22 protein-coding genes are annotated in these 22528 nt (G+C 74.1%); 13 read left to right on the plus strand and 9 right to left on the minus strand.

Annotation, left to right across the window (positions count from 1 at the left end; all coding sequences use genetic code 11):
* Positions 1-181 precede the first annotated feature (181 nt).
* On the minus strand, positions 182-1759 hold the full coding sequence (locus tag QHG49_RS31735; RefSeq protein ID WP_159707210.1) for a cytochrome P450: 1578 nt from the start codon (positions 1757-1759) through the stop codon (positions 182-184).
* A 121-nt stretch (positions 1760-1880) separates the two neighbouring features.
* Here QHG49_RS31735 and QHG49_RS31740 point away from each other — a divergent pair, with 121 nt between their 5' ends.
* Together QHG49_RS31740 and QHG49_RS31745 are read left to right on the plus strand one after the other, a co-directional pair.
* On the plus strand, positions 1881-2486 hold the full coding sequence (locus QHG49_RS31740; protein ID WP_145484450.1) for a TetR/AcrR family transcriptional regulator: 606 nt from the start codon (positions 1881-1883) through the stop codon (positions 2484-2486).
* A gap of 160 nt (positions 2487-2646) precedes the next feature.
* Positions 2647-3372, plus strand: a complete 726-nt coding sequence (locus QHG49_RS31745; RefSeq protein WP_145484452.1) for a DUF2470 domain-containing protein — start codon at positions 2647-2649, stop codon at positions 3370-3372.
* On the opposite strand, the gene QHG49_RS31750 is transcribed toward QHG49_RS31745, so the two are convergent.
* From QHG49_RS31750 to QHG49_RS31760, 3 genes are all read right to left on the minus strand, one after another.
* Positions 3340-4533, minus strand: a complete 1194-nt coding sequence (locus QHG49_RS31750) for a lactonase family protein (protein WP_301492248.1) — start codon at positions 4531-4533, stop codon at positions 3340-3342. The two genes, QHG49_RS31745 and QHG49_RS31750, sit on opposite strands and share 33 nt — an antisense overlap.
* An 87-nt stretch (positions 4534-4620) precedes the next feature.
* A complete protein-coding gene (locus tag QHG49_RS31755) occupies positions 4621-5871 on the minus strand; it encodes an aromatic acid exporter family protein (protein WP_186337749.1) in 1251 nt (416 codons plus the stop codon).
* A gap of 144 nt (positions 5872-6015) precedes the next feature.
* On the minus strand, positions 6016-6510 hold the full coding sequence (locus QHG49_RS31760; protein WP_301492254.1) for an FBP domain-containing protein: 495 nt from the start codon (positions 6508-6510) through the stop codon (positions 6016-6018).
* An 83-nt stretch (positions 6511-6593) separates the two neighbouring features.
* On the opposite strand from QHG49_RS31760, the gene QHG49_RS31765 reads away from it, so the two are divergent.
* Both QHG49_RS31765 and QHG49_RS31770 read left to right on the plus strand, forming a co-directional pair.
* Positions 6594-7478, plus strand: coding sequence for a DUF3626 domain-containing protein (locus tag QHG49_RS31765; protein WP_301492256.1), 885 nt, complete (start codon positions 6594-6596; stop codon positions 7476-7478).
* Between the two features lie 141 nt (positions 7479-7619).
* Complete coding sequence (locus tag QHG49_RS31770; RefSeq protein ID WP_159707216.1) at positions 7620-8912, plus strand: ROK family transcriptional regulator; 1293 nt, start codon at positions 7620-7622, stop codon at positions 8910-8912.
* A gap of 40 nt (positions 8913-8952) precedes the next feature.
* Here the strand turns inward: QHG49_RS31770 and QHG49_RS31775 are convergent, their stop codons facing one another.
* Together QHG49_RS31775 and QHG49_RS31785 are read right to left on the minus strand one after the other, a co-directional pair.
* Positions 8953-9705 (minus strand): dienelactone hydrolase family protein, encoded by a 753-nt coding sequence (locus QHG49_RS31775; RefSeq protein ID WP_301492257.1) that lies wholly within the window; start codon positions 9703-9705, stop codon positions 8953-8955.
* Between the two features lie 485 nt (positions 9706-10190).
* Positions 10191-11222, minus strand: coding sequence for an SDR family oxidoreductase (locus QHG49_RS31785; RefSeq protein ID WP_301492259.1), 1032 nt, complete (start codon positions 11220-11222; stop codon positions 10191-10193).
* Positions 11223-11439: 217 nt separating this feature from the next.
* On the opposite strand from QHG49_RS31785, the gene QHG49_RS31790 reads away from it, so the two are divergent.
* Positions 11440-12333: an alpha/beta fold hydrolase gene (locus tag QHG49_RS31790; RefSeq protein ID WP_301492260.1), complete on the plus strand. Its 894-nt coding sequence runs from the start codon at positions 11440-11442 to the stop codon at positions 12331-12333.
* A gap of 344 nt (positions 12334-12677) precedes the next feature.
* On the opposite strand, the gene QHG49_RS31795 is transcribed toward QHG49_RS31790, so the two are convergent.
* Together QHG49_RS31795 and QHG49_RS31800 are read right to left on the minus strand one after the other, a co-directional pair.
* The gene (locus QHG49_RS31795) at positions 12678-13337 is read right to left on the minus strand and encodes an HAD family hydrolase (protein WP_159707226.1); all 660 of its coding nucleotides are present in this window, start codon (positions 13335-13337) and stop codon (positions 12678-12680) included.
* Positions 13338-13384: 47 nt separating this feature from the next.
* Positions 13385-14425 carry a PHP domain-containing protein gene (locus tag QHG49_RS31800; RefSeq protein ID WP_301492262.1) on the minus strand — a complete coding sequence of 347 codons (1041 nt, stop codon included), beginning with the start codon at positions 14423-14425 and terminating at the stop codon, positions 13385-13387.
* Positions 14426-14577: 152 nt separating this feature from the next.
* Between QHG49_RS31800 and QHG49_RS31805 the strand changes: the two genes are divergently transcribed.
* Positions 14578-14823: a hypothetical protein gene (locus QHG49_RS31805; RefSeq protein WP_145484466.1), complete on the plus strand. Its 246-nt coding sequence runs from the start codon at positions 14578-14580 to the stop codon at positions 14821-14823.
* 9 nt (positions 14824-14832) lie between these two features.
* Here the strand turns inward: QHG49_RS31805 and QHG49_RS31810 are convergent, their stop codons facing one another.
* The gene (locus QHG49_RS31810) at positions 14833-16077 is read right to left on the minus strand and encodes a family 16 glycosylhydrolase (protein ID WP_301492263.1); all 1245 of its coding nucleotides are present in this window, start codon (positions 16075-16077) and stop codon (positions 14833-14835) included.
* A gap of 278 nt (positions 16078-16355) precedes the next feature.
* On the opposite strand from QHG49_RS31810, the gene QHG49_RS31815 reads away from it, so the two are divergent.
* The 7 genes from QHG49_RS31815 to QHG49_RS31845 all read left to right on the plus strand — a co-directional run bounded on the left by QHG49_RS31815 (position 16356) and on the right by QHG49_RS31845 (position 22507).
* Positions 16356-16550 carry a hypothetical protein gene (locus QHG49_RS31815; protein WP_145484469.1) on the plus strand — a complete coding sequence of 65 codons (195 nt, stop codon included), beginning with the start codon at positions 16356-16358 and terminating at the stop codon, positions 16548-16550.
* Entirely contained in the window at positions 16547-16999 is a 453-nt protein-coding gene (locus QHG49_RS31820) for a monovalent cation/H+ antiporter complex subunit F (protein ID WP_301492265.1), read from the plus strand. The genes QHG49_RS31815 and QHG49_RS31820 overlap by 4 nt, the downstream gene beginning before the upstream one ends.
* 60 nt (positions 17000-17059) lie before the next feature.
* Positions 17060-17320 (plus strand): hydrogenase subunit MbhD domain-containing protein, encoded by a 261-nt coding sequence (locus QHG49_RS31825; RefSeq protein ID WP_159707236.1) that lies wholly within the window; start codon positions 17060-17062, stop codon positions 17318-17320.
* Positions 17317-18057 carry an MnhB domain-containing protein gene (locus QHG49_RS31830; protein WP_301492267.1) on the plus strand — a complete coding sequence of 247 codons (741 nt, stop codon included), beginning with the start codon at positions 17317-17319 and terminating at the stop codon, positions 18055-18057. The genes QHG49_RS31825 and QHG49_RS31830 overlap by 4 nt, the downstream gene beginning before the upstream one ends.
* The gene (locus QHG49_RS31835; RefSeq protein ID WP_232987066.1) at positions 18054-18413 is read left to right on the plus strand and encodes a sodium:proton antiporter; all 360 of its coding nucleotides are present in this window, start codon (positions 18054-18056) and stop codon (positions 18411-18413) included. Before QHG49_RS31830 ends, QHG49_RS31835 begins: the two co-directional genes overlap by 4 nt.
* Complete coding sequence (locus QHG49_RS31840) at positions 18413-20182, plus strand: complex I subunit 5 family protein (protein ID WP_301492269.1); 1770 nt, start codon at positions 18413-18415, stop codon at positions 20180-20182. Before QHG49_RS31835 ends, QHG49_RS31840 begins: the two co-directional genes overlap by 1 nt.
* Before the next feature lie 153 nt (positions 20183-20335).
* On the plus strand, positions 20336-22507 hold the full coding sequence (locus QHG49_RS31845) for a glycosyltransferase family 39 protein (RefSeq protein WP_301492270.1): 2172 nt from the start codon (positions 20336-20338) through the stop codon (positions 22505-22507).
* Positions 22508-22528 lie beyond the last annotated feature (21 nt).

Genomic DNA, 22528 nt, shown 5'->3' on the forward strand with positions numbered 1-22528 from the left:
GTCGCGGAGCACAGGTCCACCGCCCGCCGGGCAGGAAACCGGGCGCCGACACGGCCTTCTCCGTACGTGCCCGGCAGGGTCTTTCCCGTACGCGCCCCGACCCGTCCGCCTCCCTCGGCCGCACAACGGCGTGCCCGCCCCCGGTCGCGACGCCACTCCAGCCCCCTCAGCCTCCGTCCCCTCAGCCTCCGCTCTCCGCACCCCCGTTCGCCTGCGCCGGGCAGCCACCCCCGGGAGCCCCGTCGTCCTCCCCCTCCGCCGCCGGGCCCGGCCGCGCCGACCGCCCGGGATTCGACCGGCGCGACAGCCGTAGGCGGAAGTCCTCCGGCATCAAGGTCAGCCGTTCGGTCACCGCCAGCTGGTACGCGGGGTCCGCGTGGAGGTCGTAGCGGCGCAGGAGGAGCGCGAGGACGAGGGTCGCCTCGTGGAGGGCGAACTGGCGGCCGATGCAGGCCCGCAGCCCGGTGCCGAAGGGTTTGAAGGTGTGCGGGGCGCGGGTGCGCACCTCCTGCGGGGTGAAGCGGTCCGGGTCGAAGTCCTCCGCGTTCGCGCCCCACACCGCGGGGTCCCGGTGCAGCATGGGCGTGAGGACCAGGGCCCAGGCGCCCCGGAGCATCGGATGGTCCCCGTCGAGCACCGTGTCGCGGCGGGCCTCACGGGCGAACGCGGGCGCGGTCGGCCACAGGCGGAGCGACTCGTCGAGGACCCGGCGCACATAGCGCAGCTTGGCCACCTGCTCGTAGCCCGGGCGCCCGGTGTCTCCCCAGACGCGGTCCACCTCGGCGCGCGCCCGCGCCGCGATGTCCGGGTGCCGGGCGAGGTAGTACAGGGCGAAGGAGAGCGCGCCCGAGGTGGTCTCGTGCCCGGCGACCAGGAAGGTGACGACCTGCTGCCGGACGTTCCGCGCGGACAGCTTCTCGCCGGTCGAGGGATGCTCCGTGGCCAGCATCCGGTCCAGCAGATCCCCGTCACCGCCGCCCGAAGCGCGCCGCTCCTCGACCAGGGCGTCGACCGTACGGTTCAGATACGCCATGTCGGCCGCGTTGCGCCGGGCCGCGCCGCGCAGCAGCAGCGGGGCCAGCGGGCCGGGCACGGAGTTGAGCCGCTGGGCGTAGGCCAGGGTGCCGATCATCGCCGAGACGAAGGGGTGCGGCCGGTCCCGCTCGAAGGAGCCGAAGTCGTGCCCGAACCCCGTCCGCGCGATCGTCTCCAGGGTCAGCTTGGTCATGTCCCCGGGCACGTCCACCGGGCGCCCGGCGGCCAGTTCCCGGTCCCAGCGGTCGGTCAGCCGCCCGGCGACGGCCAGCATCATCCCGTGGTAGCCCGCCATCGCGTCCCGGCTGAACCCGGGCACCAGGACGTCGTGCGCCAGCTGCCAGTTGGGCTCGTGGTTGTACGCGGTGAACAGCCCGTCCCCCGCGATCGGCCGGAGGTTGGCCACGCCCAGCCCGACATGCTTGGCGAACCGGGACTCGTCGGCGAGATCGGCGGCCGGTCCCGCCCCCCACACCAGCACGATCTCCTTGTTGAAGATCCGGCGCCGGAAGATGGGCCCCAGCTCGCGCGCGAACCGCATCGAGTCCTGGACGGGCTTGCGCCGGTCGACGCCCACCACATCGCCGAGCAGCGGCAGCCGGCGCGGCGGATGCGGGACGCGGTCCAGCTCGGGCCACCCCAGCTCGGCACTCCGGAAGCCCTTCGGCAGCCGCGGGTCCCCGGCCGCATCCGTGGTCCGCGCGCTCTCCGTCGTCTGCGCCATGACGCCGATCTCCCTTGACCCGGCGGGCCGTCGAGCCCCGGCGCACGCCTGTTGTACGTGGATTCAACAACGGCCTTCAGTCTCGTCCGCTTGTTGAACCGACGTCAAGTAAAGTGACGCCATGCCCGCGAACCAGGGGGAGCGCGCCCGGCGCCGCCTCAGCACCGGCGAACGCCGTGAGCAGCTGCTGACGGTCGGCGCGCGGCTGTTCTCGGAGAGCCCCTACGACGAGGTGTGGATCGAGCAGGTCGCCGATCTCGCCGGGGTGTCCCGGGGGCTGCTCTACCACTACTTCCCGACCAAGCGGGACTTCTTCGCGGCGGTCGTGGAGCGCGAGAGCGAGCGGATGCTGCGCATGACGGCGGCCGAGCCGGGCGTACCGGCCCGCGAGCAGCTGACCGCAGGGCTCGACACCTACCTCGGCTACGTCGAGGCCCACGCCCACGGCTTCCGCGCCTTCCACCGCGCCGACGCCGCGGGGGACCAGGCCGTCCGCAGGGTCTACCAACGGGCCCTGGCCGCACAGGAGAAGCAGATTCTCGCCGCCCTCGCGGCCGACCCCGAATTCGGGCCGGTCTTCGAGCGCGCCCCCCATCCGCGCCTCGCCGTACGCGGCTGGCTCGCCTTCACCACCGCCGTCTGCCTGGAATGGCTGCGCGACGGCGAGCCGGGCCGGAAGCAGGTACGCGACCTGTGCGCACGCGCGCTCCTCGGCGCCCTCGCCTGAGCCTCGCGCGCCTCGGGGCCGACCTGCCCTCACACCACCCTCGCACCGCTTCTCTCCGCGCCGTCAGGGATCTACAGACCGAGTAAAGGACGGGGCGCCTGGTTGGCGTGCCACTCGATCTCCGATAGGTTAGGCAAGGCTTACCTAAGGAGGTCTCGGGATGGGTGACACGCAGGCATGGACGGCCGCCCCCGGCGCGGCGGAACGGGCGCGCTCGGTGCTCGCCGCCGCCTGGTCGTGCGCGGTGACCGCGGGCGGCGCACGCGAGGAGTACGTCGGCGCGCACACCGTGACCGACGAGGGCGCGGTCCTGCTGACGGTGCCCGAGGACAGCGCCCTGCACGTCGCGGCCCTGTGCGTGCCGCGCCAGGACTCCCGCGCGGTACTGGAGTTCGCCGACGTGGCCCCCGTCCCCGTGCGCGACCGGATCCGCGCCCGCCTCTGGCTGGCCGGCCGCCTCACCCCGACGGGCGACGCCCTGCGCTTCCACCCCGCCCGGGTGGTGCTGCGGCAATCCTGCGGCGCCGTACTCGTCGACCCGGACGAGTTCGCCGCCGCCCGCCCCGACCCGCTGGCCACCGCCGAGGCCGGACTGCTCACCCATCTCGCCGAGGCCCACCCGGACGCCGTGGAGCGGCTCACCCGGCTGGTGCAGCCCGAGAGCCTGCACGCCGCGATCCGGGTACTGCCCCTCGCCGTCGACCGGCACGGGCTGACCCTGCGTATCGAACGCACCCGCGCCCACGGCGACGTACGCCTGCCCTTCCACACCCCGGCCGACGACCTCGGTCAGCTCACCGAGCGGGTGCACGCCCTGCTGGCGCAGGCCAGCGCCGCCGGGTGCCCCCGGACGCTACAGCGGCAGCGCGCAGACGGCGACGGGTGACGCGAACGGCTCGCCGGCGGAGCGCAGTTCACCGCGGTCGGCGTCGACACGGAAGACGGTGACCGTGCCGGAGCGCTGGTTCGCCGCGAACAGCAGCCGGCCGTCCGGCGAGAAGGCGATCTGCCGGGGGAAGTCCCCGCCCACCGGCACCGTGCCGAGCAGCCGCAGCCGGGCCCCGTCGGCCTCGACGGCGTACCTGGCCAGGCTGTTGTGCCCGCGGTTGGCGAGGAAGGCGTACCGGCCGTTCGCCGTGACCAGCAGCTGCGCCGGGTAGTTGGTGACGTCCCCGGTGGCGCCCGTGGACTGCGGCTCGCCGATGGTCAGCCGGCCGCCGGCGGGGTCGTACCCGCAGACGACGACCGTGTCGTCCACCTCGTTGGCCAGATACGCGTACCGCCCGCCCGGATGAAAGGTCAGATGGCGCGGCCCCGCGCCCGGCCGGGTGTGCGCCTGGCCCACCTCGGTGAGCGTGCCCTTCGCGGGGTCGAGGCGGTACGTGTAGACGGTGTCGGTGCCGAGATCCACCGCGAGCAGATGACGGCCGTCGGGGGCGGTGCGGAACTGGTGCGCGTGCGGCCCCTCCTGGCCGGGGCCGGGCGCCGGTGAGGTGTGTGTGACCAGGTCGGTGCGCTCGCCGAGGGCCCCCGAGGCGTCGATCGGGTGCACGGCGACACTGCCCGACGTGTAGTTGGCGCTGAGCAGCCATCGCCCGGACGGGTGCACCGACAGATGGCAGGGGCCCGCCCCGCCGGTGCTCCGGGTGCCGAGGACGCGCCGGTCGGCGAGCCGTACGGCCGTCACCCCGCCGTCCTGGCGCTCGTCCACCGCGTACAGGGTCCGGCCGTCCGGGCGGACGGCGAGGTACGACGGATCGGGGACCCCGGTGAGCGTCCCGGACCCGGTGATCCGGCCCGACTCCGGGTCGTACGAGGCGAGCCCGATGCCGGTGCCGCCGCCCGGCACGGAGGTGTACGTGCCCAGGTACAGCGGGCGGGGCCCGTCGGCACGGCCGGCGGGCCGGCGCCCCGGGGCGGTGCCCGGCGCGGGGTCCGGGGGAGGGGCGGCCGGTGCCGGTACCGCCACGGCGGCGGCCGCGCCCGCGCCCATCCCGATGAATCTGCGCCTGTTCCAGCGGCCGTCCGCTCCTGCCCGCGTGCTCATGCGCCCACCTCAGGTCGTCCCGGTCGTGCACGGCCACCCTCGCCCGGGCCGGGCCCGCAGGGCAAGCCCGGCACCGACCCGGCCCGCTCACCGCGTCCGGTCACCAAATCCCGTACGGCGCCACAGCTCCTCCTGCACCCCGAGCCGCTCCCGCAACCGGGTCATCCGGGGCAGCTTGGCGCGCTGCTCGCGCGAGACCCGGTCCAGCTCCTCCAGCAGCCGATGGGTGCGGTGCTCGGTGTCCATCTCGTCGATGATCCGGGTGGTCTCGGTCAGTACGGCGCCCAGCAGCTGCCAGTTCGCCCAGTCCGCGCGGATCTCCTCGCGCAGCTGCTCGGCCAGCCGGTCACGGGTGCCGGCCGCGGTGTGCAGCTCGGCCGTCAGCCGGGACTCCGCGGACTCGGCGTCCGCACTCAGATGGGCGGTCACCAGCACCGCGAAGCTGACCACCGCGTCGCCGATCTCCGACAGCAGCTCCTCCACGGTCGCCCCGACGTGGGGCGGGAACAGATGGTCGGACTCGCGGGCCTTCGCGAGGTCGGTGAAGGAACGGGCCAGCACCCGCAGCACCACCGTGCAGATCTCCAGCGTGTCCAGACCGGTGCGCAGCACCACCCGGTGCAGCAGCCCCTCCTTGACCCGCGGATTGAGCCGCAGACTGTCCTCGGCCTGCCGCAGCGAGGCGTCGACCTCGGCGATGTACTGGTCCAGCCGACGCGCCTCGTGCAGCCGCTCGGCCGCCCGCTCCCAGGGGATCCGGTCCGCGGCCTCCTCACCCATCCGCAGCATCAACTGGCGCACCCGGCGCGCCAGGTCCTCGATCGACTCGCCCGCCTTGTCCACCCAGACGGGCGGCGGCAGCAGCAGATTGCAGGCGGTGCCGACGACCGCGCCGATCAGCGTCTCCACGATCCGCGCCCAGGCCGTGAACCCGACCGTGGTCACCCCGAGCACCAGCATCGCGCTGATCGCCACCTCGGCGACGTACTCGTCCACCCGCACCAGATGGCCGACGGCCAGCGAGGCCACGATCAGCAGCGCGAGGCTCCACCAGGTCAGGCCCACCAGCACACTGAAGGCGATGGCGACCAGGACGCCGGCCACCACCGCGTTCACCCGGCGGATGCCGTTGGTGAGGGTGGCGTAGAACGTCACCTGGACCACCAGCAGCGCGGTCAGGGGCGAGGTCAGCGGGGCCGGCTCGGGGCTGAGCCGGAGCGCGATGACGTAGGCGATCGTCGCCGCCGTGGCCGATCGCAGCGTCTGGACGACCACCGGCTCCCGGCGGCGCTTCGCCAGACGCAGCAGTCCCTCGAACCCCTTGCGTACCTCGTGCATCCCTTGGCCTGTTCCCGTTCCCCGGGTGCGTCGAACGTGGCTGTTCGAGGGGGATGAGGGGTTGGGCCATCCGGCGGGGGCCGGGAGCGGGCGGCCGGGGGGCGGGGCGGGACGCCGGGGGCCGGGGGCCGGGGGCCGGGGGCCTCAGACGTACAGCTTGTCGAGGAACGCGGCCAGATTGCCCGTCGTCCGCGCGATCTGCTCCTCCACGGTCAGGCTCTCCTCGATCCGCATCCCGGTGTCCGGGGCCTTCTTGCCCCGCACGTACAGCGAGCACGACAGGTCCGTGCACATGTACAGGCCGACCGAATTGCCCTCGCGGCCCGCCGTGCCCGCCTTGCGCGCGGTCATCAGGGACACCCCGCCGCCGCGATGCGTGGTCAGGCACAGGGAGCACATGCTGCGGTGCAGGAAGCCGCGCTGGGAGGAGGGGAAGCGCAGCGCGACACCGGCCGGCCGGCCCTCCCGCTCGGTGACCAGGTAGCTGCGGTCGGGCGCGCCCGGATCCCGCCAGCCGAGGAAGTCCAGGTCCTCCCAGGGCTGTTCCTCCAGGTCCCGCGGCACGGCGAGTCGCTTGGCCTCACCCTTGGAGCAGTTCACGAAAGAGCTGCGGATGTCCTGCTCGGTGAGCGGCTTCATGGAAAATCCTTCGTCGTGCGTGCGCCGGACCCGGGAAGATGGGGCCCCTGATCAGCCTAGGTACCCCTGGGGAGGACGGGCCAATGGATTTCCCGGACGGGCTTTCGAGCCGTGCCCTGCGCGCACTGCGCCATGTGGGCGCCCGCGCCTGCGGACCCCCGCTCGCCCCCGGCCCGCGCATCACCCTCGACTTCCACCCCGACCGGCTCTCGGGCGGCCTGCCGATCCTCGACTCGCTCGCCCGGGACGGCGTCCACCACTCCCAGTTCGTCACCGGCACCAGCAACGGCGGGCTCACCGCGCACCGCGGCGGCGACCGCCGGCGCTGGGAGAGCCGGATCTTCGGGGGCGCCTACGACGACGCCGAGCCCGCGGAGCGGCCGGTGTACGGCGCGCTGGACTTCCGTCGCCAAGTGGTGGGCTCCGCCCCGCGGTTCGGCTCCTCGCACCTGCGGCTCACCGCCGGGGGCACGGCCCGCGCGGCCTTCTGCTACCCGGACAGCGCCGCCGAGCCCGCGGACTTCGGCGCGGCCTCGGCGATGGGGCTGATCGCCCTCGCCGAGGCGGACGAGCGGGACGCCCTCGACGACTACATCGAGAGCCATGTCCACGGGGGAGTGCTGCTGACCCGGGACGTCGAGGCCCTGGTCCTGGACGCGAGCTACCGCGGCACCCCGGTGGAGGCGGCCGCCCGGAGCCTCCCCTTCCCCCTGGAACGGCACCTGGGCTACGTCCTCACCGTCGACCGGCTCCGCGACCACGCCGACTACCGGGGTGCGCGGTACACCGCCCTCGGCACCCGCCTCGCCTCCGACGGCGTCCTGACCCCCCGCCACCTCGGCGACGCCGCCCGCACCGGCCGTCACGACCTCCAGCACCTGAAGATGCTCTGGCACACCCTGGCCCGCTTCGGCGCGCCGGAGGGGGCGGGCACGGCGCGCGCCGAGGAGGTGTGCGCGGCGGGCTGAGCCGGCGGCTTTGCCCCGGCGCGCGGAACTCACGGAGTTCCTGCTTAGCTCACAGCATGAACTAAGGGTTGGTGGAAAGTCGCGTTCCGGTCGCCCGAAGGAGTATGTTGCAGGTCGGGCATGGTTCGTGAAGGGAGCCGCATGGCGGGGCGGAACGGACGCACGGTGCGTGATCTTCGGCGGGGCAACCGCACCGCCGTGTTGCAGCGGCTGTACTTCGACGGCCCGTTGAGCCGGTTCGAGCTGGGTCCGGCCACCGGTCTCAGCTCCGGGTCGGTCAGCAATGTGGTCGCCGATCTGGTCGCCGACGGGCTGGTCGAGGAGGCCGGCAGCGTCGACTCCGACGGCGGCCGGCCCCGCACGCTGCTGCGCGTCGCCCCGGACAGCGGGCAGATGATCGGCGTCGACGTCGGCGAGACCCGCGTAAGGGTCGAGCTGTTCGATCTGGCCCTGAACGAACTCGCCCGCACCGAGCGCCCGTTGACCGCCCGGCGTTACGACGCCGACGTCATCGCCGGACACATCCGCGAGGGCGTCGCCGAGGTGCTGGAGGCGCGGGACGCCGTGCCCGAGCGGCTGTTGGGCATCGGTGTCGGTGTCCCCGGCATCGTCGAGCACACCGCCGACCGGGGCGCCGTGGTCCACGGGCAGACCATCGGCTGGGACGCGGTCCCGCTGGAGCGGCTGCTGCGGGCCACCTCCGAACTGCCCGAGCCCGTGCGGTACTTCATCGACAACGGCGCCAAGACCCTGGGTCAGGCCGAGATGTGGTTCGGCGCGGGCCGCGGTGCCCGCAACGCCGTCGTCGTGCTGTTCGGCTCCGGTGTCGGCGCCTGCCTGGTGACCCCCGAGGTGGAGCGCGGGCGGGCCGTCGAGTGGGGGCATCTGACGGTACGGGTGCGCGGACGCCGCTGCCGTTGCGGCGCCCCCGGCTGCCTGGAGGCGTACGCGGGCGCCGAGTCGCTGCTCGCCCGCTGGCGCGAGGAGGGCGGCCGTCCGCCGGCCGGTGCCGACGAGGAGACCGCGCTCACCGCCATGCTCGCCGCCGCCTACCCGGCCGACGGCGGTGCGGCGGACCCGGTGGCGCTGGCCGTCCTGGAGGAGACCGCCGAGTACCTCGGGGCGGGCCTGTCCGACCTGATCAACCTCTTCCAGCCCGAGCGGATCATCGTCGGCGGCTGGGCCGGGCTCCAGCTCGGCGCCCGGTTCCTGCCCGCCGTACGCCGGCATGCGACGACGTACTCCCTGCGGCACCCCGCCGACAAGGTCACCATCGAACTCGGCCGCCTCGGTCCGGATGCCGTGACCGTCGGCGCCGCGATCCTCCCGCTGGCCGACTTCTTCACCAGCGGCGGCCACCGGCCCGCCCCCGCCCCCGAGAGCCCGCTGCCCGCCTGGCGGACGGCGTTGCGGGAGCGGACCCCGGGCGCGTGACGGGCGCGTAACGAGCCGTCGGACGGGGCGAGTTGGGGCCTCAGACCTGGGGCAGGGCGCGGCCGAGCAGCGGGAGCAGCCGGTCCCGGTGGCGCTGGAAGGCGGCGGCGTCGAAGGCGTCGGTGTCCGCCATGGTGAAGCCGTGGACGGTGCCGGGACAGACCTCGGTGCGGTGCCCGACGCCCGCGGCCTCGAACGCCTCGTCGAGCGTGGCGATGCCCTCGGGTGTCATGTCCTTCTCGGCGAGGCCGAGATGCACCTCGGCGGCGAGGTGCTCCGGGATGAGCAGATGCGGGCTGTCGGGTTCCTCGGTGACCAGGGACCCGGGGTGGAACCCGGCGACCGCGGCCACCCGGTCGGGATGGGCCGTCGCGGTGCGCATGGCCAGGACGGCACCCATGCAGTAGCCGATCGCGGCGATGGGCCCGGCGGCGACCTCGGCCCGGTCGGCCAGGAAGGCCACGTAGGCGTCGGCGTCACGCAGCACGCGTTCGGTGGTGTGCGCCTCGACGAGCGGCATCAGCTGGGCGATGACCTTGGGCCGGATATCCTCGCCGATGTGCTCGGGCAGGTCGATCAGCGGCGCCGGGCCCTGCCGGTAGTACACGTTGGGCACGAGCACGTAGTACCCGTGTCCGGCCAGTTCCCGGGCCATTTCCTCCAGCACCGGCCGCAGGCCGAAGGCGTCGGGGTACATCAGCACCGCGGGATGGCGCCGGTCGTCGTCGGGAAAGGCGGCGAACGCGTCGGCGACGCCGTCCGGGGTGGGAATGCGCGGAGTCCTGGTGGGCATGATCGACCATCCTTGCCCGCGTCGCCGGACGCACGCAAGGGAGGTCAACCATGCGGGGGACAGCGGACGTTCAGCCAGGTGACTCGTCCGGGCCCGGGTGCTCGGGATGGACCGTGCCGGTGCGCGGCGCGCCGCGCGGACCGGTTCCGGCCTCGTCCGTGTCCGGCAGTTCGTCCCCGAGGTCCCTATCGTCTCCGCCGTCTCCGCCGTCTCCGCCGTCTCCGCCGTCCTGGTCGTTCCCGTCGTTCTCGTCCGTGGGGCCGCCCGGATTCTCGCTCGACCGACGGTCCGCCGAACGGTCCTCCGGTCGATCCGCCGGCCGGTCCCCGGGCAGGTCCCACGGGTCGTCGGACCGTGCCAGCTGGTCGGGCATGTCCCTCGGGACCGGATCCGGCTCCGGCGCCCCCGTGGGTTCCTGTGCGCGCTGTGCTGCCATGATGCTCTCGCCTTCCTCCCCTTGCGTGCGATCAGAACGTGCTCGCCGGTCAGCCCACCTTGCGGCCCCGCATCGGCGCGGTGTCCAGTCCGCCGCCCCGCTGGAGCCCTTCCAGGAACTCCTCCAGCACCTCGGTCGCCGTCCACCGGGGCCGCCAGCCCAACTCCTCGTGCGCCCGCGTGCAGTCCATCAGCGGCAGCCGCAGCACCGCGTCGAACAGATGCGGGGACGCCGGCAGCAGCCGTAGATTCCAGGCGGCGGCGACGGCCGAGCGGACGGCCGTACGCGGCAGGCGCACCGGACGCGCGCCGAGCAGCTCGCCGAGGACCGCGGCGTCCAGCGGCGGGTCGGCGGCGAGGTTGAAGGCGCCCCGGGCTGCGGCCGAGCGCACCGCGAGCCGGTAGGCCTCGGCGGCGTCGTCCGTGTGCAGCGCCTGGACGCGCAGTCCGGGGATGTCCGGCAGGAACGGCAGCAGCTCGGGCCGGGCCAGCGGGCCGGGCAGGAAGCGGCCGCCGAAGATCCGGCGCTGCTCGCTCGCCGACTCCCGCTTGAACAGGAACGCCGGCCGCATCCGCACCACCCGCACCTCCGGGTGATCGCGTTCGAACACGTCCAGGGTGCGCTCCAGATACGCCTTCTCCCGGCAGTACGCGGCGTCCGGCCAGCCGTGCGTCGGCCAGGACTCGTCCACCGCGCGGTCCTTGGGACCCGGCGAGTACGCCCCCACGGACGAGGCGTGCACCAGCACCGGCACCCCGGCCGCGGCGACCGCCTCGAACACCCGGATGCTGCCGAGCACATTGGTCCGCCAGGTGGCCGTCGGATCGTGCGTCGGCTGGAACGCCCACGCCAGATGGACCACCGCGTCCGCGCCCGCGAAGCGCTCCGCGAGGTCCGCCCCGTCCGACGCCAGGTCGACGGCGGACCAGTCGGTACCCGGCGGCGACCACTCGGGCATCCGGCGCGCGAGGCCCCGTACCGAGGCGATCCCGGGATCCTGGGAGAGCAGGCGCACCACGCTCGTACCGACATTGCCGGTGGCCCCCGTGACGACCACCGTGCTCCCCGCTGAGCTGCTCACCTTCGGCTCCTTCCGTTCTCGGGCGAAGGGTCCGCGACGAGGGGCCGGGTACCCGGGCGGTCCGCCCGCACACGCGTGCCGGGGACTCGGACACATGTGCTTGACGTGCCGGGTCATCGACCGCGTGGTCTGCTGTGGGCACGATCGGGATCATCGGCGGACCGCCGCCCCCGCGCGCCCGCCGGTGCTCGCGCGCCGTATCCCGAGGAGGACCCCCATGCCGTACTACGAGAGCCCCGTCGACGGCACCCGGCTGCACTACGCCGACCACGGTCCCGCCTCCGGTGCCGTCGCCGTCTTCGTCGCCAGTGCCTATCTGGGCCACGAGATGTGGGAGCACCAGATGCTGCCGCTCGCGGAGGCCGGGTACCGCTGTGTGGGCCTGGACCGGCGCGGGCACGGGCGCTCGGACGACGTCTGGTCGGGGTACGACCTCGACACGCTCGCCGACGACCTCCAGGGGCTGCTCGACCATCTCGACCTGCGCGAGGTCACGCTGATCGCGCACTCGGTGGGCACCGCCGAGGTGGTGCGCTGCCTGACCCGGCACGGCTCGTCCCGGGTGGCCCGGGCCGCGCTGGTCTGCGGGGTGGGTCCGGGCATCATGCGCTCCGAGCGGCTGCCCGACGGCGTGGATCCGGCGCTCGCGCGGGCCGACGAGGAGTTCTTCCGGCGCGACCGGCCCGCCTGGTTCACCCGTTTCGCGGACGCCTTCTTCGCGGCCACCAGCGCGGGGAACGAGGTCTCCGACGCGTATACGCGGTATCTGGTCGACCGCTGCCTGGTGGCCACGCCCCGCGCCGCCACCGGCGTACGGTCCGTCGTGACCGGCCTCGACCTCACCGCCGAGCTGCCCGCCGTGGACGTACCCGTGCTCGTCGTGCACGGCACCCATGACACCTCCGCGCCGCTGGCCCATACGGGTGAACGGCTGGCCCGGCTGGTGCCGGACGCCGCCCTGAAGGTGTACGAGAACGGCGGCCACGGCCTGTTCTTCACCCACGCGCAGCGCCTCACCGCCGACCTGCGGCGGTTCCTCGGCGCGGCCGGGGCGACGGCGGCCACCACCGGGATCTGCCGGATGCTGGCCGTGGCTGGGATCGGCGGCTAGCCGGCCCCGGCCTCCCGGCCCCGGCCTCCCGGCCCCGGCCTCCCGGCCCCCGCCCTGGCCTCCCGGCCCCGGCCTCCCGGTTCGGAGAAGAAGCGAGCGGCCGGGAAAAGAGGAAGCCCCGGCCGTGACGGGGGGATTCACGGCCGGGGCGGCTCGGGAGTGGGTGCGGACGGCGGTCGCCTCTCGGCGAAAGGCTCCACAGGGCTTCAGCCGAACGATCGTCCCTGTGGGCAAAAGGTGAGGCCCGGGGACACTGTCCCGTCCGTACCCACGCCTGGTTCAACGGGCGACCGGCACCCGCTGTTCCACTCCCGGCCGGTGACCTGTGCCACAGGCCGGAGCGCTCAGGCCAGCGGGCTGCCGTCGAGGCGGGCGAGCAGGTCCGCGGGGTCCGCGTAGACCGCCTCCGCACCGGCCTCCGTCAGATCGGCCCTGGGGATCCCGCCGCACAGCACACCCAGGCAGCGCACCCCGGCCTTGGCGCCCGCCCGCATGTCCCACACCGTGTCCCCGACGAACACCGCGCGCTCGGCCGGCACCCCGGCCAGCTCCAGCGCGTGCTCCACCGGCTCCGGGGCGGGCTTGCCCTCCTGCACGTCGTCGCTGCTCGCGGTGGCCTCGATCGCCTCGTCCGCGTCGATGGCCCGGCGCAGCGCGCCCAGCTCCGAGCCGCTCGCCGAGGTCGCGAGGACGACCGTCCAGCCGTCCCGGCGCAGCCGTCGCAGCAGCTCACCGGCGCCCGGCAGGGCGGGCAGCCGGTCGAAGTACTGCCCGTACAGCGCCTTGTGCGCCGCGCTGAGCTGCGCGTCCTGCTCGCGGTCGCGGTCCTCGCCCAGCAGATGCGCGATCAGGTCCGAGGAGCCGAGGCCGACGGCCCGGTGCACGGCGTGCATCGGCACGGTGTGACCGGCCTGCCGCAGCGCCTCCCACCAGGTGACGACGTGCAGATGATTGGTGTCGACGAGGGTTCCGTCGACATCGAAGACGGCGGCGCGCTGCTCCATCCGGGGCCTCTCTGTACGCTCGTTGTGCTTCCACCCCGGGTACCACGTCAGGCGCCCGCCACGCGCGCCGGTATCCGCCCCTCGCGCGTCCACCCCAGCAGCTCCCGCGCCGACCAGGTCGTGACCACCCGTTCGGCGGGCACCCCGCACTCCTCGGCGCGGGCGCAGCCGAGGATCTGCCAGTCCAGCTGACCGGGCGCGTGCGCGTCGGTGTCGATCGCGAAGAGGGTCCCGGCGGCCACGGCCCGGCGCAGCAGCCGGCGGGGCGGGTCCAGCCGTTCGGGACGGCTGTTGATCTCGACGGCGGTGCCGGACTCGGCGCAGGCGGCGAACACCTCGTCCGCGTCGAACTGCGACTCCGGGCGCCCCCGGCCGGTGACCAGGCGTCCGGTGCAGTGCCCGAGGACATCGGCGTGCGGATCGCGTACGGCGGCCACCATGCGGCGGGTCATGGCGCCGGCGTCCATCCGCAGCTTGGAGTGCACGGACACCACGACCACGTCCAGCCGCTCCAGCAGCTCGGGCTCCTGGTCCAGCGAGCCGTCGTCCAGGATGTCGCACTCGATGCCGGTGAGCAGCCGGAACGGCGCCCAGCGCGCGTTCAGCCCGGCCACCGCGTCCAGCTGCTCGCGCAGCCGCTCGGGGGAGAGCCCCCGGGCCACGGTCAGCCGCGGCGAATGATCGGTGAGGACGGTCCACTCATGGCCGAGCGCGGCCGCCGCCCGCCCCATCTCCTCGATCGGGCTGCCCCCGTCGGACCAGTCCGAGTGCGTGTGGCAGTCGCCCCGCAGCAACGCCCGGAGCGCCGACCCGGGCCCCTCGGGGCCGGCGCTCTCGCTCTCCTCCTCCAGCTTGCGCAGATACCCCGGCACCTCCCCGGCCAGCGCCTCCCGCACCACCTGCGCGGTCTTCGGCCCGACCCCCTTCAGCGACTCCAGCGACCCGTCCGCCGTCCGCGCGGCCGCTTCCCCCGGGGGGAGCCCGCCCACCACCCGAGCGGCCGTTCGAAACGCCTTGACGCGGTAGCCGGGCGCCAGCGACCGCTCCAGCAGAAACGCGATCCGCTCCAGGGCGGCGACGGCATCCATACGACCAAGCCTCACACCAGGCGCCCCCCGGGGGCGCGGGGAACCGCGCGATCGGCCACGCGCCACCCGCCCCCCTCGACGGCACCGCGCCCCTACGGTGATCGGGGCTCGTGAACCCCCCTTCCAGGGCGTTCCGTCCTAACCTGAATTGCATGACCGAACAAGCAGCCCCTCACATCTCCCAGCCGCGGATCCTGGTGCTGGGCGTGTGCCCGGGGAAGCCGGGTGAGCCGCCCTTCCGGATCATGGAGATCGACGGGGAGGTGATCGGCGCGGCCAGGAACGTCACCGATGTGCTGGAGGTCGCCGCCGCCTACGGGATCACCATCCACGATCTCGACGATCCGGACGTGGTCCGCTGGGTGGGCGGCGGCAAGTACACCTGGACGCTGCACTGAGCCGCCGGCTCAGCCCACCGTCCACTTCTGGTTGGCGCCGCCCGTGCAGGTCCAGATCTGCAACCGTGTCCCGTTGGCCGAGTTGTTCCCGGTGACGTCGAGACACTTGTCCGCCTGCGGGTTGACGATGTCGTGCGCACCCGTGACGGTCCACTTCTGGTTGGTGCCGCCGGTGCAGTCCCACAGCTGGACCGCCGAGCCGTCCGCCGTACCCCGGTCGGTCACGTCCAGGCACTTGCCGAGCGCCCGTATCGTGCCGTCCGAACCGACCGTCCAGGACTGCGCGGCGGTGCCGTTGCAGTCGTAGAGCTGCACCGGGGTGCCGTTCGCGGAGTTCGCGGCCGCCACGTCCACGCACTTGCCCGCCAGCCCCCGGATCGGGAGCCCCGCCGCCGTGTCGCTGGTGGTGACGGAGACCGAGTCCACCACCAGCTGCGCCGGGAACCGGGTGCTGCCGTCCGGGTCGCCGGGCCAGTAGCCGCCCACCGCGAGGTTCAGGATCAGGAAGAACGGCCGGTCGTTGTAGACCCAGGTCTTGCCGCCCAGGTCGGCGGGCGTGCGCTGCTCGTAGACGGTGCCGTCCACCGACCAGGTGATCGAGTCGGGCGCCCAGTCCACGGCGAAGGTGTGGAAGCCGTCCGCGAAGGCCTGTCCGTTCGGCAGGCTGTAGGCGGCGCCGATGCCGCCCGAGCCGGAGTAGCCGGGCCCGTGGATGGTGCCGTGCACGGTGGAGGGCTCGAAGCCGACGTTCTCCATCACGTCGATCTCGCCCGAGTCCGGCCAGTTCACCGGCGTGCCGAGCATCCAGAACGCGGGCCACATGCCCTGCCCCCGCGGAATCTTCATCCGCGCCTCGACATGCCCGTACTGGGCGTTGAACTTCCCGGCCGTGTTCAGCCGGGCCGAGGTGTACTGGCAACTGCCGTACCAGCACTGGTATCCCGCCGGATTCTCCTTCCTGGCCGTGATCACCAGATGGCCCTGGCCGTCCAGGGCCGCGTTGTCGGTGCCCGAGGTGTAGTACTCCCGCTCGTGGTTGTTGACGTTGTCGCCCGTCTCCTCGGTCCACTTCGAGGAGTCGACCGCCGAGCCCGCGGGCCCGTCGAAGGTGTCCGAGAAGGTGGTCACGGCCGCGGCGGGGGCGGCGGCCCGGTCGGCGGGGCGCGCCTGCGCGGGGCCGACGGCGGCGGCGCCGACCAGGGCGGCGGACAGGGCGGCGAGCAGACATCTGCGGAGCAGGCGTGGGGAGGCCATGGCTCTCCGATCGGTGGGGGGGAGGCTCTCGGATGAAGCGATGCCTCTTGATTTAAGGAGTGAGATAAGTAGGCGTCAAGAGGCCGGTGCAGACCCGCAGTTGATGACCGGCCTGCGCGCCGGTTTCCGTTCACGCTCCCGGGGCACTCCGCCCGCGGACCCGCGCGCCGCCGCCCCACCAGGGGCCCGGCGGTGCTTGGATGCACCGAGCGGCGAAGCGGACACACCACCGCGAACCGGGACGGCCGGACGGGAGCCGGGGAAAGAGGAGGCGGCGGATGCGACGGCGTACGACGCCTCGTGCGGTCCTCCTCGCGACCGGTGAACTCCTCCTGTGGTGGGCCGCCTTGGCCCTGCTCTGGCTGGTGCTGATCAGCACCGTCGACACCCTGGAACGCATCGTGGGCGCGAGCGTCGCCGCCGTCGGCGCGCTGCTGGCACGGGCCGGCCGGCGGGCGGTGACCTGGCGGTGAACGGCTGGATCCTCGCGGCGACCGTGGAACTCGGCGGGGGAGGGGCCGCCGCCCTGTGGGGCGTGACCACCGGCCCCACCGCCCGCCGCGTCGTCGCCCAGAACCTCACCACCGCCGCCCTGTGCCCGGCGCTGCTGCTGCTCGCCCAGGGCTACGGCCGCCCCGCCTATGTCGACCTCGCCCTGCTGCTCGCCCTCCTCGGACCCGTCGGCACCCTGGTCTTCGCCCGGCTGCTGCACGAGGACCTGGAGGGACGGCGGCCGAGCGCCTGGGGACTCACCTACGCCGTGGCCGCGATGGGCGCCGCGGTCGTGATCGCGGTCTGCGCGGCCACCGGACCGGGCCGGGCCATGGTGAAACTGCTGGTCGTCGGAGCGCTGCTGATCGGCGGCAACCTGATCGCCTCCCGGGCCCTGTCGGGCGGCTTCCGGGGGGTGCGCGGTGGCTGACCGGGGACGGCAAGGCGGCCGGGGGAACCGGCGGGGAACCAGGAGCAGGAGAGGTGTCGTATGTCCGATGCTCTGATCCTCGTGGCCCTGCTGCTCGTCGCCGCCACCGCGACCGCGGCCGTCACCCAGCGCGACCCCGCCCGGCAGGCCCTCGTGCTGTCCGTGCTCGGGGTGCTCCTGGCCGTGCTGTTCACCGTGCTCCAGGCCCCCGACGTCGGCCTGTCCCAGCTCGCCGTCGGGGCCGCCCTCACCCCGCTGCTGATCATGCTGTCGGTGCGCAAGATCCGCAGGCGCCGCCGGGACCGGGACGGCGCGCGGTGAGCCGGCGGCTGCGGCTGTGGCTGCTCGCCGCGGGCGGCGCCGGGCTCGCCGCCCTGCTGGCCGCCGCCTGCCTCGACCTGCCGGGATTCGGCGGCCGCTCGCACCCCTACGGCACCCGGGCCGTGCGCGCCTCCCTCGCCCGGCACACCGCCAACACCATCGCCTCCGTCAACTTCGACCAGCGCGCCTACGACACCCTCGGCGAGATGAGCATCCTGTTCGCCGCCGTCCTCGGCTGCGTGGTGCTGCTGCGCCAGGCCCGCGACGAACACCGCGAGCGGCCGCAGCCGGCCGAAGTGGCCCGTCCCGTACGGCGCTACGCCCTCCTCGTCGTCCCCGTCGCCCTGGTCTGCGGCCTGTACATCATCGCCCACGGCCAGCTCAGCCCCGGCGGCGGCTTCCAGGGCGGCGTGGTCACCGCGACCGCCCTGCACCTGCTCTACCTGGGCGCCGACTACCGCGCGCTCGAACGGGTCCGCCCCCTCGGCGTCTTCGGGGCCACCGACGCCCTGTCCGTCTGCGCCTACGTGGTGCTGGGCCTCGCCGGGGTCCTGGCCGGGACCGCGTTCCTCGCCAACACCCTGCTGCCGTACGGCACGTTCAACACCCTGTCCTCCGGCGGCACCGTCCCGCTGCTGAACGCCGCCGTGGGCATGGAGGTGGCGAGCGCGGTCGTCGTCCTGCTCGCCAACTTCCTCGACCAGGCCGTGGAGATCGAGGAGGAGAACGGACCATGAGCGCCCTGATGCAGGTCCTGCCGTACCTGATCGCCGCCTATGTCTTCCTGACCGGCTGCTACGGCCTCGCCACCAGCCGCAATCTGATCCATGCCGTCGGCTGCCTCTCGGTGTGCCAGGTGTCCACCTACATCCTGCTCCTCGCGGTCGGCTACCGGTCCGGCGGCACCGCGCCCGTCTTCTCCGACATCGAGCCGGGCACCCGGCCGCTGGTGGACCCGGTGGTCCAGGCCCTCACCCTCACCGACATCGTGGTCGGTGCCACCGTCACCGCGCTGCTGCTCGCCCTGGTGCTCCAGATCGTCAAGCGGCACGGCACCCTCGACCCGGACGAACTGCGGGAGCTGCGCGGCTGATGCCCCATCTGCTTCCGCTCCTCGTCGCGGTGCCGCTGCTCGGGGCCGCCCTGCTGACCGCCGCCGGACGCCGGCTGCCGCGGCCCGCCGCCGAGGTGACCGGCCTCGTCTTCTGCGCCGCGACGGCCGCGCTCGCCCTCGTACTCCTGCTGAACTCCGCGCCGCCGATGGTCGAATGGGTCGGCGGCTGGGTGCCCGTCGGCGGGGAGAGCGTCGGCATCGAGGTGATCGGGGACGGGCCCTCCCTCGGCATGGTCTCCCTGGTCTCGCTGCTCACCCTCTCCGCGCTCGCCTACTCCTGGCGCTACTTCGACGAGCCGCCGCGCGGCCACGCCGGTTCCTTCCCCGCGCTGATGCTGGTCTTCCAGGGCGCCATGTGCGGATTCGCCATCGCCGGGGACCTGTTCAACGCCTTCGTGTTCTTCGAGCTGATGAGCGTGGTGGCGTACGCGCTGACCGGCTTCCGCATCGACGAGGCCAAGGCCGTACAGGGCGCGCTGAACTTCGGGGTCGTCAACTCGCTCGGCGCGTACGCCATGCTGACCGGCATCGGCCTGCTCTACGCCCGCACCGGCGAGCTGTCCATGTCGAAGATCGGCCGGGGCCTGGACACGTCGGCCGGGCACGGCGGGCCGGACGCGCTGGTCCTCGCCGCGTTCGTGCTGGTACTGACCGGGCTGCTGGTGAAGGCGGCCACCGTGCCCTTCCACTTCTGGCTCCCCGACGCCCACGCCGTCGCCCCCACCCCGGTGTGCGTGCTGCTGTCCTCGGTGATGGTCGAACTCGGCGTCTACGGCGTCTGGCGCGTCTACGGCACCGTGTTCGCCGGACCCGGCGGCATCCCGGCCGCCGACCTGACCCGCGCCCTGGTCACCCTCGGCGTCCTCACGGCCGTGACCGGCGCCGTCATGTGCTGGTACCAGCGGCACATCAAACGGCTGCTCGCCTTCTCCACGATCGCGCACACCGGCCTGTTCCTGGTCGCCGTCGGCGTGCTCACCCCCGAGGGCGACGACGGGGCCGCCCTGTACATCCTCGGGCACGCCGGGGTGAAGGCCGCCCTGTTCGCCTGCGCGGGCGCGCTCCTCGACCGGTTCGGCAGCGTGGACGAGCACGAACTGCACGGCCGGGCACGCGAACTGCGGGCCACCGGTGTGCTGTTCGCGGTGGGCGGGCTCGCCCTCGCGGGGCTGCCGCCCTTCGGCACCGGGCTCGGCAAGGCGGTCAGCGAGGAGGCGGTCGGTGGGCCGCTGACGGTGGTGTACGTGCTCGCCTCGGCGGTCACGGCGGGCGCGGTGCTGCGGGTCGCCGCCCGGGTCTTCCTCGGCCTCGGGCCGCCGCCCGAGGACACCGACGCCTACGAGACCAGCGGCTCCGCGGAGCGGCCCGAGACGTCCGGGCTGCTGGGCCGGGTGCCCGACATCATGACGACGGTCCCGGCCGTGCTCCTCGCGGCGGCCCTCGCCGTGGGATCCGTCCCGGGCTTCGGCGACCTCGTGGCCCGCTCGGTCAACGAGGCGGGCTCGGGCGGCGCCCGGGCATCCGCCGTCTGGACCCTCCACGGCGTCCTGCTCGGAGTGGTCTGCGCCGTTCTCGCCCTGGCCCTCGCCACCGCCGCCGTCACCCGCCCCCGCCGCCCGTCCGCCCCCGCGTGGCTGACGCCCCTGCGCCGCCTCCAGTCCGGTCACGTCGGCGACTACGTCGCCTGGCTCCTCCTGGGCACCACCCTGCTGGCGGCGCTGGCCCTGCCGGGGGTGCTCGGCGGCTGACGGGCGGCCGGCGCGCCGCGGGTAATGACTCCGCTTTACCGGAGCAAATTCCGTCTCGTGCGTTCAAAGAATTGCTCTGTTCGTGATGAGAGTTTCCTTGAAGAGGGCGCGACACGGCGTGACGGGCGTGCGCCGTGACCAAAACTTCCGGGCATGGCAACGAACGTTCTCGACGCGACCGCCGCCACCGGCACCGGCCGCCGCGCACCATGGAAAACCCCGGTGGGCGAGCCCTCGTACGCCCGTCCGGCACTCCTGGTCCTCACCGTGCTCGCCGCGGTGCTCTACTCCTGGGGCATCGCCCATAGCCAGTACCACACCTTCTACGCCGACGCGGCCCGCAGCATGACGGGCAGCTGGAAGGCGTTCTTCTACGGCTCTTTCGACCCCGCGAATTCCATCACGCTCGACAAATCCCCGGGATTCCTGTGGCCGCAGGCGCTGTCCGCCCGCCTCCTCGGCTTCCACCCCTGGACCCTGACGCTGCCCCAGGTGCTGGAAGGCGTGGCGAGCCTGCTGGTGCTGTACCGCCTGGTGCGCCGCTGGGCCGGGACCCACGCGGCTCTCATCGCCGCGACGGCCTTCCTGGTGACCCCGGTCGCCGTCGGCCTGTTCCGCACCTCGGTGGAGGACCCGGCGTTCACCCTGTGCCTGCTGCTCGCCGCCGAGGCCACCCAGCGGGCCGCGCGGGCGGGCCGGCTGCGCCCGCTGCTGCTGGCCGGGGTCTGGGTGGGCGCCGCCTTCCAGGCGAAGATGCTGGAGGCGTGGGCCGTGCTGCCCGCCCTCGCCCTGGTGTACCTGGTCTCGGCCCCGCTCGCGCTGCGCCGCCGCCTCGCCCACCTCGGCCTGGCCGGCCTGGTGACGACCGCCGTCTCGGTCTCCTGGATGCTGCCGGTGACCCTCGTACCCGCCAAGGACCGCCCGTACGTGGACGGCACCACCAACAACTCCGCGTTCAGCATGGTCGTCGGCTACAACTTCCTGAACCGCTTCGGCTCGCTCGGCATCAGCGCGGCCGCCACCGGGAGCGTCAGCGCGACGCAGGGCGGCGGGCACCGGGGCGACCGGGAGAGGGGAGCGGCCGGACCCGGGGGCGTGCGCGCGGACGCGCACCGGGCCTCCGGACGGCAGGGCGCGCAGGCCGCCGCGGGCACCTCACCCTTGGCCGCGGGCGGGTTCGGCGGCGCGCAGAACGGGTGGGCGAAGATGTTCGGGACCACGCTCGCCGCCCAGACCGGCTGGTTCTACCCGTTCGCCGCCGTGGCCGTCGCCTGCGGGCTGCTCTGGCGGCGGGGCCGGCCGCGCACCGACGCCTCGCGCGCCGGGTTCCTGCTGTGGGGCGCCTGGCTCGCCACGTACTTCCTGGTGTTCAGCGCGGGGAGCGTCGGCCCGCACACGTACTACATGGGCGTGATCGCGGTGCCGCTCGCCGCGCTCACCGGCGCCGGGACGGTGCTGATGTGGCGCGCCCACCGCGCGGGCGGGCGGCGCGCCTGGGCCCTGCCGGGCGCGGTGGCGGCGACCACGGTGTGGAGCGCCTGCCTCGCCGACCGGTTCGCCGCCTCCTTCCTGCCGTGGCTGGCACCGGCCGTCGCCGCGCTCGGCCTCGCCGCCGTCGTCCTGCTGGTCCTCGGCCGCCCCGAACGGCCGCGCCCCGGGGGCCGGTCGGCGCTCGCCGGGCTCGCCGCCTCCCTCGCGGCCCTGCTCCTCGCCCCGAGCGCCTGGGCGGTGCAGGTCTTCAACCCGGCTTACGGCACCTCGGGCATGGGATCGGTGGGCCCGACCACCCCCAACCGGGAGCGGGCGAGGGGGAGTTCGGGACCCCAGGCCGCCGGGGGGCGCACGGCGTCCCCCTCCGGTTTCGCCGCCCTGGCCGGTATCGCCTCGGACGGCTCACTGACCCCCGACGAGCGCCGCCTCCTCGACTACACCCGCGCCCACCGGGGCGGCGCCCGCTATGTGTTCGCCACCACCAACTGGAACGCGGCCTCCCCGTACATCCTGTCGGCCGGCGCCGACGTCCTGCCGCTCGGCGGGTTCAGCGGCAAGGTGCCCTTCCCCGCCCAGGCCGGCTTCCGGCGGCTGGTGGCCACGGGGCAGGTCCGGTACGTGCTCGCGGGCGGCCCCGCAGGACTCGGCCCCCTGGCCGCCGGCACCGGCAACACGGCCGCCGGGCCGACCGTGGCGACGCGGATCGCCGACTGGGTCGAGGCCACCTGCGCGAAGGTCCCCGCCTCGGCGTACGGCGGCAAGGAGACCCCCGCCGCGCCCCCGGCCCCCGGGCGGGCCGCGAGGACGCTCTACCGCTGCGGCCCCGGCCAGTAGCATGAGCGGCGGCAGCCCGGA

This window comes from Streptomyces sp. WP-1 (assembly GCF_030450125.1).
GTDB lineage: Bacteria > Actinomycetota > Actinomycetes > Streptomycetales > Streptomycetaceae > Streptomyces > Streptomyces incarnatus.

What these genes read in the sequence shown, in the direction of transcription:
- QHG49_RS31735 (WP_159707210.1), bottom strand. Translation starts at nt 1,759, where the DNA reads ATGGCGCAGACGACGGAGAGCGCGCGGACCACGGATGCGGCCGGGGAC.
- QHG49_RS31740 (WP_145484450.1), top strand. Translation starts at nt 1,881, where the DNA reads ATGCCCGCGAACCAGGGGGAGCGCGCCCGGCGCCGCCTCAGCACCGGC.
- QHG49_RS31745 (WP_145484452.1), top strand. Translation starts at nt 2,647, where the DNA reads ATGGGTGACACGCAGGCATGGACGGCCGCCCCCGGCGCGGCGGAACGG.
- QHG49_RS31750 (WP_301492248.1), bottom strand. Translation starts at nt 4,533, where the DNA reads ATGAGCACGCGGGCAGGAGCGGACGGCCGCTGGAACAGGCGCAGATTC.
- QHG49_RS31755 (WP_186337749.1), bottom strand. Translation starts at nt 5,871, where the DNA reads ATGCACGAGGTACGCAAGGGGTTCGAGGGACTGCTGCGTCTGGCGAAG.
- QHG49_RS31760 (WP_301492254.1), bottom strand. Translation starts at nt 6,510, where the DNA reads ATGAAGCCGCTCACCGAGCAGGACATCCGCAGCTCTTTCGTGAACTGC.
- QHG49_RS31765 (WP_301492256.1), top strand. Translation starts at nt 6,594, where the DNA reads ATGGATTTCCCGGACGGGCTTTCGAGCCGTGCCCTGCGCGCACTGCGC.
- QHG49_RS31770 (WP_159707216.1), top strand. Translation starts at nt 7,620, where the DNA reads ATGGCGGGGCGGAACGGACGCACGGTGCGTGATCTTCGGCGGGGCAAC.
- QHG49_RS31775 (WP_301492257.1), bottom strand. Translation starts at nt 9,705, where the DNA reads ATGCCCACCAGGACTCCGCGCATTCCCACCCCGGACGGCGTCGCCGAC.
- QHG49_RS31790 (WP_301492260.1), top strand. Translation starts at nt 11,440, where the DNA reads ATGCCGTACTACGAGAGCCCCGTCGACGGCACCCGGCTGCACTACGCC.
- QHG49_RS31795 (WP_159707226.1), bottom strand. Translation starts at nt 13,337, where the DNA reads ATGGAGCAGCGCGCCGCCGTCTTCGATGTCGACGGAACCCTCGTCGAC.
- QHG49_RS31800 (WP_301492262.1), bottom strand. Translation starts at nt 14,425, where the DNA reads ATGGATGCCGTCGCCGCCCTGGAGCGGATCGCGTTTCTGCTGGAGCGG.
- QHG49_RS31805 (WP_145484466.1), top strand. Translation starts at nt 14,578, where the DNA reads ATGACCGAACAAGCAGCCCCTCACATCTCCCAGCCGCGGATCCTGGTG.
- QHG49_RS31810 (WP_301492263.1), bottom strand. Translation starts at nt 16,077, where the DNA reads ATGGCCTCCCCACGCCTGCTCCGCAGATGTCTGCTCGCCGCCCTGTCC.
- QHG49_RS31815 (WP_145484469.1), top strand. Translation starts at nt 16,356, where the DNA reads ATGCGACGGCGTACGACGCCTCGTGCGGTCCTCCTCGCGACCGGTGAA.
- QHG49_RS31825 (WP_159707236.1), top strand. Translation starts at nt 17,060, where the DNA reads ATGTCCGATGCTCTGATCCTCGTGGCCCTGCTGCTCGTCGCCGCCACC.
- QHG49_RS31835 (WP_232987066.1), top strand. Translation starts at nt 18,054, where the DNA reads ATGAGCGCCCTGATGCAGGTCCTGCCGTACCTGATCGCCGCCTATGTC.
- QHG49_RS31840 (WP_301492269.1), top strand. Translation starts at nt 18,413, where the DNA reads ATGCCCCATCTGCTTCCGCTCCTCGTCGCGGTGCCGCTGCTCGGGGCC.
- QHG49_RS31845 (WP_301492270.1), top strand. Translation starts at nt 20,336, where the DNA reads ATGGCAACGAACGTTCTCGACGCGACCGCCGCCACCGGCACCGGCCGC.